Origin of the sequence: Mycolicibacterium septicum DSM 44393 (assembly GCF_000455325.1) — a bacterium.
Lineage (GTDB): Bacteria > Actinomycetota > Actinomycetes > Mycobacteriales > Mycobacteriaceae > Mycobacterium > Mycobacterium septicum.
In genome coordinates this window covers 3,095,569-3,114,759 of the sequence record NZ_HG322951.1, presented here as the reverse complement: position 1 = coordinate 3,114,759, position 19,191 = coordinate 3,095,569, and the positions used below count along the sequence as shown (strand labels likewise).

22 protein-coding genes are annotated in these 19,191 nt (G+C 67.1%); 13 read left to right on the top strand and 9 right to left on the bottom strand.

Annotated features, from left to right (window positions below; translation table 11 throughout):
- A partial coding sequence (locus TX88_RS14725) for a mycofactocin-coupled SDR family oxidoreductase (RefSeq protein WP_084621912.1) occupies positions 1-792 on the top strand: 792 nt, incomplete at its 5' end.
- Positions 789-1,658: an SAM-dependent methyltransferase gene (locus tag TX88_RS14720; RefSeq protein WP_044517772.1), complete on the top strand. Its 870-nt coding sequence runs from the start codon at positions 789-791 to the stop codon at positions 1,656-1,658. The genes TX88_RS14725 and TX88_RS14720, both read left to right, overlap by 4 nt.
- Here TX88_RS14720 and TX88_RS14715 read toward each other — a convergent pair.
- Positions 1,655-2,062: a group III truncated hemoglobin gene (locus TX88_RS14715; protein WP_044517771.1), complete on the bottom strand. Its 408-nt coding sequence runs from the start codon at positions 2,060-2,062 to the stop codon at positions 1,655-1,657. The genes TX88_RS14720 and TX88_RS14715 overlap by 4 nt on opposite strands.
- Before the next feature lie 74 nt (positions 2,063-2,136).
- Here TX88_RS14715 and TX88_RS14710 point away from each other — a divergent pair, with 74 nt between their 5' ends.
- Positions 2,137-2,760 (top strand): helix-turn-helix transcriptional regulator, encoded by a 624-nt coding sequence (locus tag TX88_RS14710; protein ID WP_044517769.1) that lies wholly within the window; start codon positions 2,137-2,139, stop codon positions 2,758-2,760.
- A complete protein-coding gene (locus tag TX88_RS14705; protein WP_044517766.1) occupies positions 2,760-3,197 on the top strand; it encodes a hypothetical protein in 438 nt (145 codons plus the stop codon). The genes TX88_RS14710 and TX88_RS14705 overlap by 1 nt, the downstream gene beginning before the upstream one ends.
- Here the strand turns inward: TX88_RS14705 and TX88_RS14700 are convergent.
- The 4 genes from TX88_RS14700 to thyX form a co-directional block, all read right to left on the bottom strand.
- The gene (locus tag TX88_RS14700; protein WP_162563142.1) at positions 3,183-3,860 is read right to left on the bottom strand and encodes a hypothetical protein; all 678 of its coding nucleotides are present in this window, start codon (positions 3,858-3,860) and stop codon (positions 3,183-3,185) included. The genes TX88_RS14705 and TX88_RS14700 overlap by 15 nt on opposite strands.
- A 47-nt stretch (positions 3,861-3,907) precedes the next feature.
- Positions 3,908-5,584 (bottom strand): ribonuclease J, encoded by a 1,677-nt coding sequence (locus tag TX88_RS14695; protein ID WP_044517763.1) that lies wholly within the window; start codon positions 5,582-5,584, stop codon positions 3,908-3,910.
- Complete coding sequence (gene dapA / locus TX88_RS14690; RefSeq protein WP_210741322.1) at positions 5,584-6,432, bottom strand: 4-hydroxy-tetrahydrodipicolinate synthase; 849 nt, start codon at positions 6,430-6,432, stop codon at positions 5,584-5,586. The genes TX88_RS14695 and dapA overlap by 1 nt, the downstream gene beginning before the upstream one ends.
- Positions 6,433-6,508: 76 nt before the next feature.
- On the bottom strand, positions 6,509-7,261 hold the full coding sequence (gene thyX, locus TX88_RS14685; protein WP_044517759.1) for an FAD-dependent thymidylate synthase: 753 nt from the start codon (positions 7,259-7,261) through the stop codon (positions 6,509-6,511).
- 79 nt (positions 7,262-7,340) lie between these two features.
- Here thyX and TX88_RS14680 point away from each other — a divergent pair, with 79 nt between their 5' ends.
- The 6 genes from TX88_RS14680 to TX88_RS14655 all read left to right on the top strand — a co-directional run bounded on the left by TX88_RS14680 (position 7,341) and on the right by TX88_RS14655 (position 12,067).
- Entirely contained in the window at positions 7,341-7,574 is a 234-nt protein-coding gene (locus TX88_RS14680; RefSeq protein ID WP_044517757.1) for a DUF4926 domain-containing protein, read from the top strand.
- A 117-nt stretch (positions 7,575-7,691) separates the two neighbouring features.
- Positions 7,692-8,558, top strand: coding sequence for a DMT family transporter (locus tag TX88_RS14675; protein ID WP_044517756.1), 867 nt, complete (start codon positions 7,692-7,694; stop codon positions 8,556-8,558).
- 231 nt (positions 8,559-8,789) lie between these two features.
- Entirely contained in the window at positions 8,790-9,071 is a 282-nt protein-coding gene (locus TX88_RS14670; protein ID WP_044517754.1) for a hypothetical protein, read from the top strand.
- A gap of 67 nt (positions 9,072-9,138) precedes the next feature.
- Positions 9,139-9,750 carry a TetR/AcrR family transcriptional regulator gene (locus TX88_RS14665; RefSeq protein WP_044517752.1) on the top strand — a complete coding sequence of 204 codons (612 nt, stop codon included), beginning with the start codon at positions 9,139-9,141 and terminating at the stop codon, positions 9,748-9,750.
- Complete coding sequence (locus TX88_RS14660) at positions 9,747-10,823, top strand: DUF1214 domain-containing protein (RefSeq protein ID WP_044517750.1); 1,077 nt, start codon at positions 9,747-9,749, stop codon at positions 10,821-10,823. The genes TX88_RS14665 and TX88_RS14660 overlap by 4 nt, the downstream gene beginning before the upstream one ends.
- Positions 10,820-12,067 carry a sulfotransferase family protein gene (locus TX88_RS14655; RefSeq protein WP_084621911.1) on the top strand — a complete coding sequence of 416 codons (1,248 nt, stop codon included), beginning with the start codon at positions 10,820-10,822 and terminating at the stop codon, positions 12,065-12,067. Before TX88_RS14660 ends, TX88_RS14655 begins: the two co-directional genes overlap by 4 nt.
- Here the strand turns inward: TX88_RS14655 and TX88_RS14650 are convergent.
- A complete protein-coding gene (locus TX88_RS14650) occupies positions 12,064-12,849 on the bottom strand; it encodes a FadR/GntR family transcriptional regulator (protein ID WP_044517749.1) in 786 nt (261 codons plus the stop codon). The two genes, TX88_RS14655 and TX88_RS14650, sit on opposite strands and share 4 nt — an antisense overlap.
- Positions 12,850-12,918: 69 nt before the next feature.
- On the opposite strand from TX88_RS14650, the gene TX88_RS14645 reads away from it, so the two are divergent.
- On the top strand, positions 12,919-13,848 hold the full coding sequence (locus tag TX88_RS14645; protein ID WP_044517747.1) for a proline iminopeptidase-family hydrolase: 930 nt from the start codon (positions 12,919-12,921) through the stop codon (positions 13,846-13,848).
- Between the two features lie 45 nt (positions 13,849-13,893).
- Complete coding sequence (locus TX88_RS14640) at positions 13,894-15,300, top strand: APC family permease (RefSeq protein ID WP_044517745.1); 1,407 nt, start codon at positions 13,894-13,896, stop codon at positions 15,298-15,300.
- On the opposite strand, the gene TX88_RS14635 is transcribed toward TX88_RS14640, so the two are convergent.
- Positions 15,277-16,479 carry a winged helix-turn-helix domain-containing protein gene (locus tag TX88_RS14635; RefSeq protein ID WP_044517744.1) on the bottom strand — a complete coding sequence of 401 codons (1,203 nt, stop codon included), beginning with the start codon at positions 16,477-16,479 and terminating at the stop codon, positions 15,277-15,279. The two genes, TX88_RS14640 and TX88_RS14635, sit on opposite strands and share 24 nt — an antisense overlap.
- A 164-nt stretch (positions 16,480-16,643) precedes the next feature.
- Here TX88_RS14635 and TX88_RS14630 point away from each other — a divergent pair, with 164 nt between their 5' ends.
- Positions 16,644-17,885, top strand: coding sequence for a DUF4303 domain-containing protein (locus TX88_RS14630; protein ID WP_044517742.1), 1,242 nt, complete (start codon positions 16,644-16,646; stop codon positions 17,883-17,885).
- Here the strand turns inward: TX88_RS14630 and TX88_RS14625 are convergent.
- Together TX88_RS14625 and TX88_RS14620 are read right to left on the bottom strand one after the other, a co-directional pair.
- On the bottom strand, positions 17,867-18,358 hold the full coding sequence (locus TX88_RS14625; protein ID WP_110917947.1) for a dihydrofolate reductase: 492 nt from the start codon (positions 18,356-18,358) through the stop codon (positions 17,867-17,869). The two genes, TX88_RS14630 and TX88_RS14625, sit on opposite strands and share 19 nt — an antisense overlap.
- Positions 18,355-19,155: a thymidylate synthase gene (locus TX88_RS14620; protein ID WP_044517740.1), complete on the bottom strand. Its 801-nt coding sequence runs from the start codon at positions 19,153-19,155 to the stop codon at positions 18,355-18,357. Before TX88_RS14620 ends, TX88_RS14625 begins: the two co-directional genes overlap by 4 nt.
- Between the last annotated feature and the right edge of the window lie 36 nt (positions 19,156-19,191).

Here is a 19,191-nt window from a genome sequence, read left to right as displayed (position 1 = left end):
TTCATCACCGGGGCCGCGCGCGGCCAGGGGCGGGCCGAGGCCCTGCGACTGGCCACCGACGGCGCCGACATCATCGCGATCGATCTGTGCGAGCAGATCGAGTCGGTGCCCTATCCCCTGGCCACACCCGATGATCTGGCCGCCACGGTCAAGCTCGTCGAGGAGACCGGGGCACGCATCGTCGCCACGCAGGCCGATGTCCGCGACGAGGAAGCTCTGCGCGCGGCGCTGCAGGCCGGGGTGGACCAGCTCGGCCGGCTCGACATCGTCGTCGCCAATGCCGGGATCGCCCCGATGCAGTCGGGCCCCGACGGCTGGCGCGACGTCATCGACGTCAACCTTTCGGGCGTACACCACACCGTCGAGGCCGCGATCCCGATCATGGTCGCCCAGGGCGACGGCGGATCGATCGTGCTGATCAGCTCGGCTGCCGGCCTGATCGGCGTCGGCGGCGGCGACCGCGGCTCACTCGGTTACACCGCAGCCAAGCACGGGGTGGTCGGCCTGATGCGGGCCTACGCCAACTTCCTTGCCCCGCACAGCATTCGGGTCAACTCGATCCACCCCACCGGAGTGGACACCCCGATGATCAACAACGAGTTCACCCGGGATTGGCTACGCCACATCTCCGAGGAACTCAAGGCGCCAACCGATTTCTCCAACGCGCTGCCGGTGCAGGTGGTGCAGGCCGAGGACATCGCCAACGCGGTGGCCTGGCTGGTGTCGGACCAGGCGCGTTACGTCACCGGCGTGACACTTCCCGTGGACGCCGGCATCGTCAACAAGCGATGAGCGATCCCGTCGCCGCGACCGCGATCGGCCCGATGGTGCTTGCCGCCGTCGAGCAGTACGAGCCGGTGCGGCGACGGCTCGTCGACGACGATCTGGCCGGCGCGTTCCTGCCGCCCGCGCTGCGCGCATTCACCCGGACCACACGCTGGTCCGTTGCCCGCAGACTGCTGATCCAGGCCACCGAACGGTCGGGTCCCGGGCTGTGGGCGAACCTGACCTGCCGCAAGCGCTATATCGGCGACAAGCTCACGCAGGCGCTTTCGGATATCGACGCCGTGGTGATTCTCGGTGCCGGCCTGGACACCAAGGGCTACCGGCTGGCCCGGCACAGCCCCATCCCGGTGTTCGAAGTGGACCTGCCGGTCAACATCGAGCGCAAACGCTCGGTGGTGCGCCGGGCGCTGGGAACCGTGCCGGACTCGGTGCACCTGGTGCCGGTGGATTTCGAACGCGACGACCTGGCCGCCGAACTCGCCAGGCACGGCCACCTCGGCACACACCGCACCTTCTTCGTATGGGAGGGCGTGACGCAGTATCTGAGCGCCGACGGCGTCGGGTCGACGTTCGAGTTCCTCCGCTCGGCGGCGCCGGGGAGCCGGTTGGCGTTCACGTATGTGCGCAGCGATTTCATCGACGGCACCAACCGGTACGGGGCCGAATCGTTGTATCGGCGGTTCCGGGTTCGCAGCCGGCTGTGGCAGTTCGGGCTCGATCCGGAGCAGGTGGCGGCCTTCGTCGAGCCCTACGGCTGGCAGTTGACCGAGCAGGCCGGGCCCGATTACCTCATCGAGCACTACATTTCACCGTCGGGCCGGAATCTGACCGCCTCGCAGGTGGAATGGACGGCCTTCGCCGAAAAGCGTTAGCAGGCAACCAGAGCGTCGAGCTCGGCGGCGTCGACGCCGGCCAGTCGCCGGTGCATGGCCTTGGCGATGCGCCCCGCCTGAAGTTTGGCCCGCTCGGCGTGCGGACCCTCGAACAACTCGTCGACGGTCTCGGTCCACAACGTCAGCCACCGCACGAAATGCTCCGCCGACAACGGATGACGGGTGTGCAGTTCACGGTGCACGATCAGCGCGCTGCGCTGGTAGAGCCCGGCACGGAACAGCACGGTCTCCCAGAAGTCACACATGACGGGCAGATGGGATCGCAGGCCTTTCGCGCGCAGTTCGGAGAAGGGCTCGGCGAGCACCGGATCGGACAGCGCCTTGCTGTAGAAGCGCCACAGCAGCAACTCGACATCGTCGTGGCCAGACAGGTCTTCAGCCATCGGACAAGTCCCTTTCCGGATCGGTGGCGCGTGGCCCCTAGTTTCTACAACAGCTGGTTGTATAAACTCTATCCATGATCACCGCGGTCGGGAAACGCCGGGTCGACGTGCTGAGCACGTTGAAGGCCTCGGCCACGCCGATGACCATCGCGCAGATCGCGGCCGAACTCGCAGTTCACGCCAACACCGTGCGGTTTCACCTGGAACACCTCGAGGCCGGCGGACAGGTGGAACGTGTCCAACCTCACCACCGCAGCCCCGGCCGACCCCCGCAGCTCTACCGCGCGGTGCGCCGGATGGATCCGGCCGGGCCGACCCACTACCGGATGCTGGCCGAGATCCTCGCCAACGGACTGGCCGCCGACGACAATCCGGCCGCCAAGGCCCGGGAGATGGGCCGCGCCTGGGGCCGGACGATCCCGCGCCCGGCTGCCGACTCCCCCGTTGACGCCCTCGTACAGACACTCGGCGACATCGGCTTCGCGCCCGAGCCGCCCGAGGATGACCAGCTCCGATTGCGCCACTGCCCATTTCTCGAACTTGCCCAGACCCGCGCCGCGGTCGTGTGCCCGATCCACCTCGGGTTGATGCAGGGCGCGTTGGAAAGCTGGCAGGCGCCCGTTGCGGTCGAGCGGCTCGACGCATTCGTCGAGCCGGATCTGTGCGTGGCCCGATTGGGCCCGAAAGGAGATTCATGATGAATGCCGGTCTGGCTGTCGCGGTCGCCGTGACGTTCTGCTGGCTGGGCATGGTGCTGGCGATCTCGTTCATCGAGGCGCCGCTGAAGTTCCGGGCGCCGGGTGTGACGCTGCAGATCGGACTCGGCATCGGGCGCATGGTTTTCCGTGCACTCAACACCGTGGAAACCGCGTTCGCCGCGGCCATCATCGTGACCCTCGCCATGCACCGCCCGTCTGCGGCAGCGATCACGGCCTTCGTGGTTGCCGTAGCGGCGCTGGCCGTGCAACTGATCGCCGTGCGGCCCAAGCTGACTCAACGCTCGAACGCCGTGTTGGCCGTCGCCCCGGGAGAGGAAGCGGCGGGGCGATCGCAGGCGCACTACGTCTACGTCGCGTTCGAGCTCGTCAAGGTCGTCGCCCTGCTGACCGGTGGGGTCCTGCTACTTGCCGGCTGACTCCAGACTCGGCGTGTCGACCTGAACCACAAGACCATTCGAGTACGGCCGGTGCGGGTCACGGGGATTCGTCTCGGGAAGGATCAGCCGCCAGCCCTGGTACGGATTCTTGTCCGTGGCCACGAGGAACCCACCCCGGGCGCCCGGGCCGGCGAGTTCATCGGCACTGCGAATCCGACTACCGGCGAACAGGTCTCCGGCCTGGGTACGGGCCGCCGGATCCGAAGCCGACCGTCCGAGCCACGACACGATCGCATCGTGCACGTAAGCAGCCTGCGCGTCGGGTAGCCGTGCGTCGATCAGAATCGCGGTCTCGGCATCCCGAAATCCGGCCGGGTAGACGTCGCACAGGACCCCGCCACGCATCACCCGGGCGTAGAAGCGACGCGCCAGGATGGGGAACCCGACTCTGGGCACCAGCACCGCGACGGTGAAGAGGGCCACGGCGAACACGATGGTGATCGTTGTGTCGAGGTCCCGGTCCCGGTTGACCAGGGCATACATCGCCCACGCGAACACAAGCGCGAACATGACGGTACCCACGGTGAGCAGACCACGGAGAAAGTACGGGTACGCCACCGCGCGCTTTACCTCGTCCACCGAGTTCAACGGGGGAATCGGACGGCGTCGCTCGAATGGCACCTGCGGTGCGGGACGGCTCACCGATCCAATCTAACGGCACCGCCGAGTCGCTCGGTGCACCAATTCGACTAGATCTCGATGACGGTCGGAACGATCATCGGCTGGCGCCGGTAGGTCTCGCCCACCCACTTGCCGACCGTGCGCCGGACGGCCTGGGCGATCCGCGTCGGGTCCGTGATGTTGTCGGCGGCAAGGCTTTCCAGTTCCCGCTCGACATTGCGCGCCACCGGCTCCAGCGCCTTGGGATCTTCGGAGAACCCGCGGGAGTACAGATGGGCGGGAGCGGCGGGCTTCCCGGTCTCGCGGTGCACGACCACCGTCACCGCCACGAAACCCGAAGAAAGGATGAGGCGTTCGCCGAGGGTGGCGTCGCCGACATCCCCGGTGATCAGCCCGTCGACGAACATCTTGCCGACGGTCACCGCACCGGAGATCGAGGCCTTACCGGCCACCAGGTCCACACTCACGCCGTTCTCGGCCAGCACGATGTTCTCCGGCGGCACCCCGGTGCTGGCAGCCAGCGCCGCGTTGGCCCGCATGTGCCGCCAGGTGCCGTGTACCGGCATCACATTGCGGGGACGCACCCCGTTGTAGAGGAACAGCAGCTCACCCGCATACGCGTGGCCGGAAACATGCACGCGCGCTTGGGCATTGGTGACCACGCGGGCGCCGATCTTGGCCAGCGCGTCGATGACTCCGTAGACCGCTTCCTCGTTGCCCGGGATCAGCGACGAGGACAGGATGATCAGATCGCCCGCGGTCAGCGTGATGCTGCGGTGCTCGCCGCGCGACATCCGCGACAGTGCCGCCATCGGCTCACCCTGGGTACCGGTGGTGATCAGGACGACCTTCTCGGCCGGCATCATCTCGGCCGCGCCGATGTCGAGGATGTCGGCGTCGTCGACCTTCAGGTAGCCCAGCTCGCGGGCGATGCCCATGTTGCGCACCATCGAGCGGCCGACGTACGAAACCTTCCGGCCGAGCGCCACCGCAGCATCCGTGATCTGTTGCACGCGGTCGACGTTCGACGCGAAGCAGGCGACGATCACGCGGCCCTCGGCTCCGCGGATCAACCGGTGCAGCGTCGGGCCGACCTCGGTCTCGGACGGGCTGACGCCCGGGTGTTCGGAGTTGGTCGAGTCGCACAGGAACAGGTCGACCCCGGCATCGCCGAGCCGCGACATGCCCGGCAGATCGGTCGGACGGCCGTCGAGCGGCTGCTGGTCGAGCTTGATGTCACCGGTGTGCAGCACCGTGCCGGCACCGGTGTGGATGGCGACGGCCAGGCATCCCGGGATCGAGTGGTTGACCGCGAAGTACTCACACTCGAAGACCCCGTGCTGGCTGCTCTGCCGCTCGGCGACCTCGACGAACTCGGGTTTGATGCGGTGCTCGCGGCACTTCTCGCGGATCAGCGCGATGGTGAACTTCGAGCCGACCACCGGGATGTCGGGACGGAGCTTGAGCAGGAACGGAATCGCGCCGATGTGGTCCTCGTGGGCGTGGGTGACGACGAGCGCTTCGACATCGTCGAGCCGGTCCTCCACGTGACGCAGGTCCGGCAGGATCAGGTCGACCCCGGGCTCGTCGTGTCCCGGGAAGAGCACACCGCAATCCACGATGAGCAACTTGCCCAGGTGCTCGAAGACCGTCATGTTGCGGCCGATTTCGCTGATTCCGCCCAGCGCGGTAACTCGCAGACCGCCGGGGGCCAGGGGCTTGGGGGGCGCGAGTTCGGTGCTCACTAGCGCAACACCGCTGCCGCACGCATATCGGCGGCCAGCGCCTCGATCTCAGCAGGGCTGGCAGGGATCTGCGGCAGCCGTGGCAGGCCGGCATCGAATCCCTGCAACCGCAGGCCCTCCTTGGACATGGTCACCCCGCCGAGGTGGGCCTGGGCACGGGCCAGCGGGGCCAGCGACACGTTGATCTTGCGGGCCGTGGCGACATCGCCGGAATTGAACGCGGTCAACATGTCTCGCAGCTGACCTGCGGCCAGATGTCCCCAGACGCTGACGAAGCCGACGGCGCCCATGGCCAGCCAGGGCAGGTTCAGCGTGTCGTCACCCGAGTAGTACGCCAGCCCGGTCTCGGCGAGGATCTGGCCGCCACCGTGCAGGTCACCCTTGGCGTCCTTGACGCCCACGATGTTCGGGTGCCCGGCCAGGACCCGGATGGTCTCCCAGGCGATCGGAATGGAGGACCGCGGCGGGATGTCGTAGAGCAGGTTCGGCAGGCCGGTGGCGTCGGCGACGGCGGAGAAGTGCGCGATCAGACCGGCCTGCGGGGGCCGCGAGTAGTACGGCGTCACCACGAGCAGGCCGTGGGCACCCTCGGCGGCGCTGGCCTTGGCCAGATGCACGCTGTGGGCGGTGTCGTAGCTGCCCGCGCCGGCGATGATGCGGGCCCGGTCCCCCACCGCCTCCAGCACGGCGCGCAACAGCGCGAGCTTCTCGGCATCGGTGGTGGTCGGCGATTCGCCGGTGGTACCCGAGAGCACCAGGCCATCGCAGCCGGCGTCGACGAGGTGATTGGCCAGCCGGGCAGCGGCATCGAGGTCAACCGAGCCGTCGGGCTTGAACGGCGTCACCATTGCGGTCAACACCGTGCCCAACTGCGCCGTTACATCGATTCCGCTCGTACTCACGCGCCAAGATTACCCGGTGGTCTCAAGCCTCCGTCGCCAGCGGGGAGGTTGCCACCTCACTACCATCTGCCAGCGTCGAAATCTCGAAATCGGAGAACACCGCCGGAGCTGCTTCTACGAGCTCACGCAGACAGGCGATCGCCAGCCTGCGAATCTCCACATCGGCGTGTTCACTGGCCCGCATCGCGATGAAATGGCGCCAGGCGCGGTAGTTGCCGGTGACCACGATGCGGGTCTCGGTGGCGTTGGGCAGCACCGCACGGGCGGCCTGTCTGGCCTGCTTGCGGCGCAAAACGGCGTTCGGCTGGTCGGCGAACTTGGCTTCGAGGCGAGTCAGCAGTTCGGCGTAGGTGGCGCGGCTGGCGTCGACGGCGGCGGTGAAGATCTCCACCAGCTCCAGGTCGTCCTCGAACCCGGGCGGCACCACCACCTCGGCGTCGTTCTCGGGCACATAGCGCTGTGAGAGCTGGGAGTAGGAGAAATGCCGGTGCCGGATCAGCTCGTGGGTGGCCGACCGCGAGATACCGCTGATGTAGAAGCTGACACTCGCGTGCTCCAGGACGGAGAAATGCCCGACGTCGATGATGTGACGGATGTAGCTCGCGTTGGTCGCCGTCCTCGGATTGGGCTTCGACCAACTCTGGTAACAGGCCCGGCCTGCGAACTCGGTGAGCGCGGGCCCACCATCGGCATCAGTGCTCCACGGCACGTCAGGCGGCGCCTGGAATTCCGTCTTGGCGATCAGCTGCACGCGCAGCGGCGCGATCTCGGCCACTCGCCCACCCTACTGTCGAGCGTTCGAGGGGCTGAACCACCTGACTCAAACTCGTCCCGCTTTCGATGAGGTGAGCAGGATGGATCACGTGAAACCCGTCGAATACGACATGGTCCGGCTCCGGCGGCCGCTGCCCGGCCACGGTCTCGCGGCCGGGGCGCAAGGGACGGTCGTCATGGACCACACCAAGTACGCCGGGCCCGATCTCCCGCCGGCCTATGAAGTGGAGTTCACAGATGGCGAGGGCAGGACCGAAGCCGTCGTCACCGTGCCCGGGGACTACCTGGAAGTCGTCCAACGCCCGCATCCTTGACAGACCGCCTGACGGTGGATCGCCTCAATTCACCACCTTGGGCTGGGATTACGCCGCCTACAATCGCGTGATGTCCCGCGCCGTCCCGTTCGCACGGGCACACCAAGACGGTTCGCAGTGCTGATCGGCGTGGCCGCCGCGCTGCTCGCGTGCGTCGGTTACGGCACAGCCTCGGTTCTGCAGTCGTATGCCGCACGGCATTCCGTCGGGGCGGCAGAGACCGCGCAGGCCGGCCCGACCCTGCGGTCGACCATCGCCGCCATGCTCGCGCCGATCTTCATCGTGGGAATGGCGCTCGACCTCGTTGGTTTCGCGGGCAGCCTGGTCTCGGCCCGGTTGATCCCACTGTTCCTGTCGCAGACGATCATCAGCGCCAACCTCGTGGTCACCGCGGTGTTGAGCATCTTCGTGCTCCACGTCCGGCTGCATCGGCGCGACTGGACCGCGATTGCCATAGTTCTTGTCGCGCTGTGCATCCTGGGGGCCACCGCGGGACGCCTCGGTGACCGCGACCCCGGCGCGATCATGCATTGGGGTGTGCTCGTGGTCTCGGCGGTCATCCTGGGCCTGGGCGCCACGCTGGTCCGGCTGCTCGGGCGGAATGCCGCCGTGCCCGCGGGCCTGATCGCCGGTGTGCTCTATGGGGCGATGGCGGTTGCGGTGCGAGTCGTGGATGGTCTCGAGCCCCTCGACGTCGGTGTGTTGATCGCCGACCCGGCGTTGTGGGCCATCCTGGTCGCCGGTCTCGGTGGGTTCTATCTGTTCACCGTCGCACTGCAGGTCGGGTCGGTGAACGGGGTCGCGGCGGCATTGGTGGTCGGCGAAACCGTGGTCCCCGGCATCGTCGGGGTGGTTCTGCTCGGCGACGTTTCACGACCGGGATACGGCTGGCTGGTGACCATCGCCTTCATCGCCGCCGTGGCCGGTGCCGTGGCGCTCGCCTTCTCCAGTGCAGCCGAGTACGACCGCGCCCAGAGTTCCTGAGACAGTCCTCTCCGCACATGGCGCAGCGGCCATTTCGTCCCCGCTGTCCCCCGATCGGCGGATCCCGGACTGGCCCTGACGCAGGGCCGATCAGCGGACAGACGCCGAACGCCGATTGCACCACACTGGGAGGGCCGACAGGCCGGCGACCCGGTGAACATCCCGCCGAAATCACTGCGGCACAACCTATCTCCACGATACCGAACGACAGCGAACACGAGAGGAGCGACCGTGCACTACGAGATGCTGGATCTGGTCCGAGAACGCGCAAATGAGAAAGACTGGGACTTGATCTTCGACAGCGGACCCAACGCGGAGTACCGCACCATGGTGTGGGAGCACCCTCTGCTCAGCGCGACAGGGGTGGCGACCGAACTGGAGATCGGGTTCAGCCCCGACGGCCGCATCATCTTCTCCGAGCGGCGCCTCGGCGGGGTCGCCCACAAGCGCATCAAGCCCACCAATGCCTTCGCCTCGACCGATCTCTACCTCGCGGCACTGCAGATGATCTGATCCGCGGCTCGGGTTACGCCCAAATCGATCCTTGACTCAATTACGTGACACATCGTAACTTAATGGTGTGTCCTCGCTCACAGGCCCCGGACGGCCGCGTGATCCACAAACCCAGCGCGACATCATGGGCGCCACCCGCCGCCTGTTGGCGGGTGACGGCTATGACCAGCTGTCGATCGAGGCCATCGCGCGCGAGGCGGGTGTCAGCCGGCCGACCATCTACCGGCGTTGGCCGTCGAAGGCCCACCTGGTCTTCGACGCCGCATTCGGCCAGCCGCCCGGCGGCGAACTCCTCTCGGTATCAGGAGATTTCGAGACCGACCTGCGTGCCTTCGCCAGCGCGGTACTCACCTTCTGGCGCGACCCGGTGGTCGAGGCCGCCGCACTCGGCATCCTCACCGAACGCCGCCGCGACCCAGAACTGCACATCCGAACCCAGCAACTGCTCGATGCGCGGACCAAGGACGCCTTCCGGTCTCTGGTCTCCTCCGGCGTGGAACAGGGCCGGGTCCACCCCGATGTCGACGTCGACATGGTCTATCAGGCAGTACTCGGTACCGCGTTCTACACCGCCCACATGGAACCGGATGTCGACGTCGATGCCACCGCAGATCGACTGTGCTCCTTGCTGATCGAAGGAGCCGGACGTACCCACCCCCGAAGGAAGGACCAAGTATGACCGACACGACCGAGCTGTCCGCGGCGTTCAACGGGCTGCTCGACGAGGTGCGCGGCATCGAGCAGAAACTGCTCGATGCCGACCCAGCGCTCAGTGAGCCCGATCTGCTCGACGGATACCGGCTGGCGTTCAGCGTGCTGCGCGTCGCGGTCGACGCGTACGTGTGGGGCGATCGCGACAAACCGATCCTGGTCGACGTCATCAGCCCCTACCTCAAATGGGGCGGCGACAACTCCGACGCCTTCTATCAGCTCGCCCCGCTGGACCCGACCCGCACCTACCGTGTCGTCGGTAACCGCGGCGACGCGGTGTACCTGTCGATGACGGTCTACGGCGGACCGGGTGAAGGCCGCTACAGCGACCGCATCGTCGGCACCATCAACAATCGTGATCTCGAGTTCGACGAGGACGGGAACTTCGAGTTCGTCATGAGTCCCGACCCGCAGCCGGGTGCCTGGCTCAAGCTCGACGCCGATACCGAATTCGCCTTGACCCGCGACTATCTGAACGATCCCACCACCGGGCGCCGGCCACAGTGGCGGATCGAGACGCTCGACCCGCCGGCCCGGCGCTCCGACAGCGCAGCCGAGCTGGCCCGGCGCTTCCAGTACGCCAGAAGCTGGTTGCACGAACAGGTTTCGTTCCTGCCCACCAAGGTGGAGCCCGCCAACCAGCTGCACCCGCCGTTCCCGGTCCCCCAGAATGCCTACGGGTGGTCGGCCGCCGACGCGGCCTACGCGATGGGTGCCTACGAACTGGCACCCGATCAGGCCCTGATCATCGAGGGCACCTCACCGGACTGCGTGTTCTGGAACCTGTGCCTGTGGAATCCGTTCCTGCACACCTACGACTACACCCACGAACGCGTCACGATCAACGGCGCCCACGTCACCTACGAACCGGACGGATCCTGGCGCATCGTCATCAGCGACAAGGATCCCGGTCACCCGAACTGGGTGTCGACGGCGGGGAGATCCAAGGGACTCATCTGGCTGCGCTGGTTCCTGCCCGAGGAAACCCCGGCGCATCCGCAGTGCCGGGTCGTCGACGTGGCCGAGGTCGCGGCCCTGTGACCACCAGCATGCAACGTCCGGCGCCGATCCGGTTCGATGATCTGACCAATCCGGTGTATCCCCCTGCAGCCCAACCCATCCGCGATGGGCTGGCCGCCTACGGCGCGAATCTGGATCTCGATCCGGGCGCGCTGCTGGCAGCCGCAACCGAGCGCACCGGGCTGGAGGATTTCGGTGACCCGGCGTTCCGGGAACGTCTCGACGTGCTCTGTACCGCGTTGCGCGACGAGGCGGGCCTGTCCGATACGGGACTCGCGATCGCGTTCGAGCAGTTGGTGGGCAACCTGGTCAACCGGCTGCGGCTGGAGGCGCTGATCGCCGATCATCCCGAGATCGAGGACATCGCGATCGAACGACCGATCATCATCTGCGGTCTCCCCCGTACCGGCACCACGCATCTGCACAACCTCCTCGCCGCCGATCCCGCTCTGCGCTACCTGCCCTATTGGGAGAGCCTCGAACCGCTCCCCGGCCCCGGCGAGGACACACCCGAACCGCGCCGCGATCGCTGTGCCGCCGGCCTGGAACTGGTGAACACCTCGATGCCGGAGTTCCGCCGCATGCACGACATGACCGTCGAGCACGCGCACGAGGAGATCCAGCTCCTGGCCAACGACATCTCGGGCATGCTGTTCGAAACCACCTATTACGTGCCGAGTTTCACCACTCACTACAAGGCACACGACCAGTCGGCGTCCTATGCCTACGTCAAGCGCAGCCTGCAGGCGATGCAGTGGCTGCGCGGCGGAACCCGCTGGGTGCTCAAATCACCACAGCATCTGGAGCAGTTCCCGACCCTTGCCGGCGCGTTCCCGGATGCGACTTTCGTTGTCACCCATCGCGATCCGGTCGAGGTCACGCTGTCGATGATGACCATGATCTGCTACGCGACCCGCATGGCCGTGACGCAGCCCGACGTGGCGAAGCTGACCGGGCACTGGCTGAACCGCATCGACGATCTGCTCGCCGGCTGCATCCGCGACCGCGATGTGCTGCCCGCCGGGCAATCCATCGACGTCCGGTTCGACGACTTCATGGCCGACGAGCGGGCCACGCTGGCCGACATCTACCGACTCGCCGACCAGCCGTTCGGTGACGGCGTACGTGCGGCGATGACCGACTTCCTCACCGAACACCCGCGCGGACGCTACGGCGGGGTCATCTACGACGCGGCGAACCTGAACCTCGATCCGGCCGCCCTTGCCGAGCGATTCCGCGACTACCGCGAAAGGTTCCTCGGCTAGGCCGGGCCTCCGGCGCGCCGCATCGCGGCCGTGATGTGTTCGAAGTCGATCGCCAGGTGTGCGCGCGCCAGCGCTTCGGCGTCGTCCCCGCGACGCCCGGCGATCGCATCGATCAGATGTTCGTGCTCCCGTAGGGCCCGCAGCTCCATCTCGCGCATCGTCGCCGATTCACCCCAGAGGTGGGCCGGTGCGGCGATGCTCACGGAGGCCTCCAACTCGAGCAGCATCTGTTTGAGCACGGTGTTGCCGGCCGCGTCCATGATCGCCAGGTGCAACGCGCTGTCGGCCTGCTGGGCGGCCAGACCGCTCTCGGCGCAACGGTAGGCCTCAAGCCGTTCCCGCAGCGTGGACAGATCGCGATCGGTGCGCGACTCCGCGGCGGCACGGCACACCGCACCGTGGATGCGGCAGATGGCGTCGCAGCGGTCCCGCAGTTCATCGAGCCGCATGGTCAGGGTGCGCCCGACGGCGGCGGTCGACGATTCCGGCCATTGCTGCAGCACATAGGTGCCGCCGCCACGGCCGCTGCGCCGGGTCTCCACCAAGCCCAGCTCGACCAGCCTGGACAGGGCCGCTCGTACCGTCATCCGCCCGACCCGCAGGGACGCCGCGAGTTCACGCTCGGCAGGCAGGCGGGATCCGGGCAGGTATTCGCCGATCGCCAATGCGGTGACGAGACGGTCGGTGATCTCGTCCACCCGCGAGGAGGATTCGAGTTCGCGCTCGAGCAACCCGGGCGTGGTGCCCACGGGCTCTGTCGTCTGCGGCTCGGGATTCCCCATGGGCACACAATATCGACGGCTCACATTAAATTCTGATTAATGGTCTTGTTACGAGACCATTATTGGTCCATGCTGTCCGCCATGCCTTGTTCCACCCGCACGGTGGCCTTCCGCGGCCACGAGACCTGGGTCCAGATCACCACCCCGGAATCCGCACGCCCCGGCGCCCTTCCTCTGTTCGTCCTGCACGGCGGCCCCGGCATGGCCCACAACTATGTCGCCAACATCGCCGCCCTGGCCGACGAGACCGGCCGCACCGTCATCCACTACGACCAATTGGGTTGCGGTAAGAGCACACACCTGCCCGACGCCCCTGCCGGTTTCTGGACACCGCAGCTCTTCGTCGACGAGTTCCACACCGTCCGCGAGGCCCTCGGGATCGACCGGTATCACGTGCTCGGTCAGTCGTGGGGCGGCATGCTCGGCGCCGAGATCGCCGTCCGTGTCCCGGAGGGACTGGCTTCGCTGTCGATCTGCAACTCCCCCGCCTCGATGCAGTTGTGGGTCGAGGGCGCCGCCGAACTTCGCGCCCAACTGCCCCCGGAGGTCCAGTCCGCGCTGGATCGCCACGAGGCCGACGGCACGGTCACCGATCCCGAATACCTGGCCGCCACGGAGGAGTTCTACCGGCGCCACGTCTGCCGGGTCGAGCCGATGCCCAAGGACTTCGCCGACACCGTGGCCCAGATGGAGTCCGAGCCGACGGTGTACCACACCATGAACGGCCCCAACGAGTTTCACGTCATCGGAACTCTGCGCGACTGGAGCATCATCGACCGGCTGCCGTCGGTCACCGCCCCGACACTCGTCATCGCCGGCGAGTTCGACGAGGCCACCCCGGCGACCTGGCAGCCCTATGCCGACCTCATTCCCGACGCCCGCAGTCACGTGTTCCCCGACACCAGCCACTGCACTCATCTGGAGAAACCCGAGGAATTCCGCTCGGTGATCGCCGAGTTCCTGCATCAGCACGATCTGGCCGCTGCCGCCCGGGTCTGACCTACATCCCCTCGACTCCGACCCTTCGACTCCGACAGGAACGCCATGGCAACCGAAGCGGCCGCCGCCCATCTCACCACCGGTGAAGGGCAACGCGATCTCGAATCATTCGGCTACAAGCAGGAACTCAGCCGCTCCGTCTCCACGGCCGACCTCATCGTCTACGGCCTGGTCTTCATGGTGCCCATCGCACCGTGGACCATCTTCGGGACGGTCTACAACAGCGCGTCGGGCATGGTGCCGCTGGTCTACCTGATCGGGCTGATCGCGATGGTGTTCACCGCGCTGGCCTACTCCCAGATGGCCAAGTCGTTCCCGTTGGCGGGATCGGTGTACGCCTATGTGGGCCGCGGGATCCACCCCGGCCTGGGCTTCTTCGCCGGCTGGGCCATCCTGCTCGACTACCTGTTGATCCCCACACTGCTCTACGTCTTCGCCGCCGAATCGATGGTCGGACTCTTCCCGGACACTCCGCGCTGGGTGTGGGCGATCGTCTTCGTGGTGGTGAACACGATCATCAACCTGCTCGGCGTGGGATCGCTCAAGCTCGTCAACCGCGTATTTCTCGCCGTGGAGCTGGTTTTCGTCGTGCTGTTCGTGATCATCGCGGTACGCGCCATCAACGGACAGTCACTCCCCGATGTCGGGTGGAGCGTGCTGCCGATCTGGAACTCCGAGGTGGTCACCGCACCGTTGATCGCGGCCGCGCTGTCGATCGCGGTGCTGAGCTTCCTGGGCTTCGACGGCATCTCGACACTGGCCGAGGAATCGACCGGTAAGAAGAACCCGGCCGGCCGGGCGATGATCGTGGCCCTGTTCGTGGTGGCGTTCCTGTTCATCACCCAGACCTGGCTGGCCAGCCTGCTGGCCGGCGGCCGCGAATCGTTCAGCGACGACGAGGTGGGCAACGCGTTCTTCCTGCTGGTGCAGGCCGCGTCGAGCACCGGCTGGATGAACGCGTTCTTCGTGGTCAACGTGCTGGCCGTCGGTTTCGCCAACGCGATGGCCGCCCAGGCCGCCACCAGCCGGTTGCTGTTCTCGATGAGCCGCGACCGCCAGCTGCCCGCATTCCTGTCCACGATCAGCTCCCGCAAGGTGCCGATCGCAGCCATCCTGGTGGTCAGCGCCCTGAGCCTGGTGCTGGTGCTGTTCTTCGTCGGTCAGATCGGATTGATCTCGTCGCTGGTGAATTTCGGTGCGCTGTTCGGCTTCTGCCTGCTGCACGCCTCGGTCATCTGGTACTACCTGGTGCGCCAGAAGTCGAAGAACTACCTGCTGCACCTCGTGGTGCCGACCATCGGCTTCCTGATCATCGGCTACGTGTTGATCAACGCCGACGCGCTGGCCAAGATCGGCGGCATCGTCTGGCTCGTGATCGGCGCGATCATCTTCGTCACCAACATGATCCGAGGACGCGGGGTCCCCGAGCTAGCTGAGGAACCGGCGACGTAACGGCTCGGCGAGGTCGCCACGGCCCCCCACCTCGACCTCGCCCACCCCCAGCCACGACGCCATCGTCCTCAGCTCGACGGCCAGGGCCTCCGCCACCCGCGCGGGGTCCTGGCCGTTCTCCATGAACGCGCCAGGCACCTGCAGCGCCGCGTCGGTTCGTTTCAGGTCCACCCGCGCCACCAGTTCACCGTCCAGCAGGAACGGCCATACGTAGTAACCGAATTGGCGTTTGGGCGCGGGTGTGTAGATCTCGATCCGGTAGTGGAAATCGAACAACCGCTCCACCCGGGGGCGGAAGAAGATCAACGGGTCGAACGGGCACAGCAGCGCTGTCCCGCGGTCACGGCGCGGCACGGCCTGGCCCGCGCGGAGATACGCCGGGGTTCCGTCGATGTCGACGGGCTCCAGCTCGCCGTCGGCCACCAGTTTGGCGATGGCCGGCTTGACCTGTCTGGCCCCCATCCGGAAGTAGTCACGGATGTCGGCCTCGGTGCCGACGCCCAGCGCGGTGGCGGCCCGGAGCGCGAGCTCGCGCACCGCCTCCTCGTCGCCGACCTCCCGGGCCAGTACCTCCGGTGGCAGCACCCGTTCGGTGAGGTCGTAGTGCCGGGCGAACCCCACGCGCGTCGCCGCCGTCAACACACCCGACGACCACAATGCCTCGGCCACCCACTTGGTCTCGCTGCGGTCCCACCACGGTCCCTTGCGGCCGCGCGGCTCCGATTCCAGGTGGGCCTCGATCTGTCCGGCGGTCGACGGCCCGAGTTCGGCGACGGCGGCGACGATGTCCTCGGCCAGCTTGGGGTTCTTCCGAACGATCTCGGTGCCCCACCGGCCGTGGGTGTACTCACGCATGCGCCACCGCAGCAGCGGCCAATCCTCGACGGCCATCAATGCGGCCTCGTGTGCCCAGTACTCCACCAGCAGCCGGGGTGAACGCGCGCTGTGCGACCACGCCGCCCGGTCCAATGCGTCGCGGTCGTACGGTCCCAGCCGGCTGAACACGGGAGCGTAGTGCGCCCGCACCGCCACCGATACCGAATCCAGCTGCAGCACCTGAATCCGGGAGATCAGCTTGCGCAGATGCGCACGGGTGACCGGCCCGCGGGGTTTGGATTCGTGAAAACCCTGCGCGGCGATGGCGATGCGGCGGGCCTGCGTCGTAGTCAGTGTGGCCACCCCGCCATCGTTCCCTAAGGGCCCGACAAGTAGCGGAGCGGATTGGAGCGAAGGCACCGACAAGTAGCGGAGCGGATTGGAGCGAAGGCACCGACAAGTAGCGGAGCGGATTGGAGCGAAGGCACCGACAAGTAGCGGAGCGGATTGGAGCGATACTGGTCCGCGTGGCGTTCGACTGGGAAGCGTTCGAGACGGATTTGAGCCTGGCCGCCGCGACGGCGGTCCGGGAGATGGTCGAAACGGCCGACGCCGAGACGCCGTATGCAGCGGCGTTCAGCGAGTTCTACGCCGAGACCACCGGGGTGATCTACCTCCCCAACCTGGCGCTGGCCACCGAGGAGTCGGTCGATGACCCGGACTGCCGGTTCAGCCCGCCCGACTGGGAATACCAGCACTACGAGTGGGCCGACACCGATTCGCAGTGGGGTGAGCGGCTCAGCGCAGCCGTCACCGGGCTGCCCCGCGCGCAGTGGGAACAGGAATGGGACCGGTTCGCCGTGGCGATGCTCAACATCGCCGCCCGAACCCGCACGACGCTGATCGCCGACGGAACCCTGCCCGCCGATGCGGTGGTCTACCTCGACGACGAGGACGCGGACCTTCTCGTTCGTTCATTGACCGCCGACGAACTGCGGCGGCACTTTCCCGAGTACGTCGCAGCGGCCGAGACCGAACGAACCGTACTGGCCATGCCGGTTGAGCAACGGGTGAACGCACTGGCGGCAGCAGCCGGTCTGGCCCCCGGGCCGCCCACCGAACTCGGTCGGGAGCGCGCGACCGAGCTCCTGCTCGACACCGGTACCGCTGCGGTGCCGGTCGGAATTGCGGCACTCGGCCACCCCGAGACCGCCTGGACGGGCGCCAAACTCCTCGCGGACCTGAACATCGCGACGCCCGAGGTGTTGGACGCACTGTGGGCAGCGCTACCGCTGCGCGGCAACGCCCACGACTGGGTGTCGACTGCCCTGGGCCGCCTCGGCGTCGGCCTGGAGGTGTTGGCCCGCACCGAACTGCCTGCCGGTAGCAGGTCGGCCGCGGTCGCCGCGCCGTACCGTTCGTTCCGCGATCACGGGCGGGGGCACCCGCCGCTGGACTACACGCTGCTGGCCGCCGGGCTCGCCGATCCGGCCGTCGCGGCGATCGTGGCAGAGGACCTGAAGCCGGGGCGCGGATATTGCACGCTCGACCTCGCCGACCTCCCCGGCGTCCGGCCGGGGCTCGAGCATGCCGAGCCGGTGATCCGTCGCCACGCGGTCATCGTCATCTGCGATCTGATCGGCCCCATGGGCCCGGGCAACCTCGACAGCGACGAGGTGAAGGCCCTGGAGAAACGGATCGACAAGCTGGCCGCGGAAGACCCCGACAGCGAGGTACGCCGGCTCGCCGGCTACCGCGCCCGCACGTAGCTGCAGAACCGGTACCGAAGTCCCGAGCTGCTGGTCATCCACTCCCCGGTGGTCTTGGTCCACGAGTCGTCGAGCATCGGCGCCAACGCATCCCCCTCGACGGCCGGCAGGTCGACGTCGATCTCGGTCACCTCGCACCGGACGGCGTGCGGAAGCGCCTGTGCATAGATCTGGGCCCCGCCGATCACCCAGCCCCGGAAGACGTCATCGAGTCCGGTGAGCACCTCGGCGCCTTCCGCCACGTACCCGGGGTCGCGGGTGATGACGACGTTGCGCCGCCCAGGCAACGGACGGACCTTGGCGGGCAACGATTCCCACGTCAGGCGGCCCATCACCACGGTTTGCCCGAGGGTGAGTTGCTTGAACCGGGCCTGATCCTCCGGCAAGTGCCACGGGATGTCGTTGTCCCGGCCGATGACACCAGAGGTCGACTGGGCCCAGATCATCGACAGGGCTCGAAGATCATCGGTCATACAGCGACAGGAGCCTTGATCGCCGGGTGCGGATCGTAGTTCACGATCGCGATGTCATCATAGGTGTAGTCGAATATCGAATCCCGCTGCGCCAGAACGAGTTCCGGATATGGCCGGGGCTCGCGGCCGAGCTGCAGGGCCACCTGCTCGACGTGGTTGTCGTAGATGTGGCAGTCGCCACCCGTCCAGACGAACTCGCCGACGCCCAGCCCGGCCTGCGCCGCCATCATGTGGGTCAGCAGGGCGTAGCTGGCGATGTTGAACGGCACACCCAGGAAGAGGTCTGCGCTGCGCTGGTAGAGCTGGCAGGACAGCTTCCCGTCAGCCACATAGAACTGGAAGAAGGCGTGGCACGGCGGCAGCGCCATCTGCGGGATCTCGCCGACATTCCAGGCCGAGACGATGTTGCGCCGCGAATCGGGATCACGCTTGAGCAGATCGAGGGCGTTGGAGATCTGGTCGATGTGTTCACCTGACGGAGTCGGCCACGATCGCCACTGCACGCCATAAACCGGGCCGAGATCGCCTGTCTCGCTGGCCCATTCATCCCAGATCGTCACGCCGTGCTCCTGCAGCCACCGCACGTTGGAATCTCCGCGCAGGAACCACAGCAGCTCGTAGATGACCGATTTGGTGTGCACCTTCTTGGTGGTGATCAACGGAAAGCCCGCGGCCAGGTCGTAACGCATCTGGTGCCCGAACAGACTGCGGGTGCCGGTACCGGTGCGATCGGATTTCACCACCCCCTGCTCGGTCACCTTCCGCAACAGGTCCTCGTAGGGGGTCTGGATCGGCACACCCTCAGCTTACGTGCCGTCACGGGGAGTAGAACG

What these genes read in the sequence shown, in the direction of transcription:
- TX88_RS14720 (WP_044517772.1), top strand. Translation starts at nt 789, where the DNA reads ATGAGCGATCCCGTCGCCGCGACCGCGATCGGCCCGATGGTGCTTGCC.
- TX88_RS14715 (WP_044517771.1), bottom strand. Translation starts at nt 2,062, where the DNA reads ATGGCTGAAGACCTGTCTGGCCACGACGATGTCGAGTTGCTGCTGTGG.
- TX88_RS14710 (WP_044517769.1), top strand. Translation starts at nt 2,137, where the DNA reads ATGATCACCGCGGTCGGGAAACGCCGGGTCGACGTGCTGAGCACGTTG.
- TX88_RS14705 (WP_044517766.1), top strand. Translation starts at nt 2,760, where the DNA reads ATGAATGCCGGTCTGGCTGTCGCGGTCGCCGTGACGTTCTGCTGGCTG.
- dapA (WP_210741322.1), bottom strand. Translation starts at nt 6,432, where the DNA reads ATGGTGACGCCGTTCAAGCCCGACGGCTCGGTTGACCTCGATGCCGCT.
- TX88_RS14680 (WP_044517757.1), top strand. Translation starts at nt 7,341, where the DNA reads ATGGATCACGTGAAACCCGTCGAATACGACATGGTCCGGCTCCGGCGG.
- TX88_RS14660 (WP_044517750.1), top strand. Translation starts at nt 9,747, where the DNA reads ATGACCGACACGACCGAGCTGTCCGCGGCGTTCAACGGGCTGCTCGAC.
- TX88_RS14650 (WP_044517749.1), bottom strand. Translation starts at nt 12,849, where the DNA reads ATGGGGAATCCCGAGCCGCAGACGACAGAGCCCGTGGGCACCACGCCC.
- TX88_RS14645 (WP_044517747.1), top strand. Translation starts at nt 12,919, where the DNA reads ATGCTGTCCGCCATGCCTTGTTCCACCCGCACGGTGGCCTTCCGCGGC.
- TX88_RS14640 (WP_044517745.1), top strand. Translation starts at nt 13,894, where the DNA reads ATGGCAACCGAAGCGGCCGCCGCCCATCTCACCACCGGTGAAGGGCAA.
- TX88_RS14625 (WP_110917947.1), bottom strand. Translation starts at nt 18,358, where the DNA reads ATGACCGATGATCTTCGAGCCCTGTCGATGATCTGGGCCCAGTCGACC.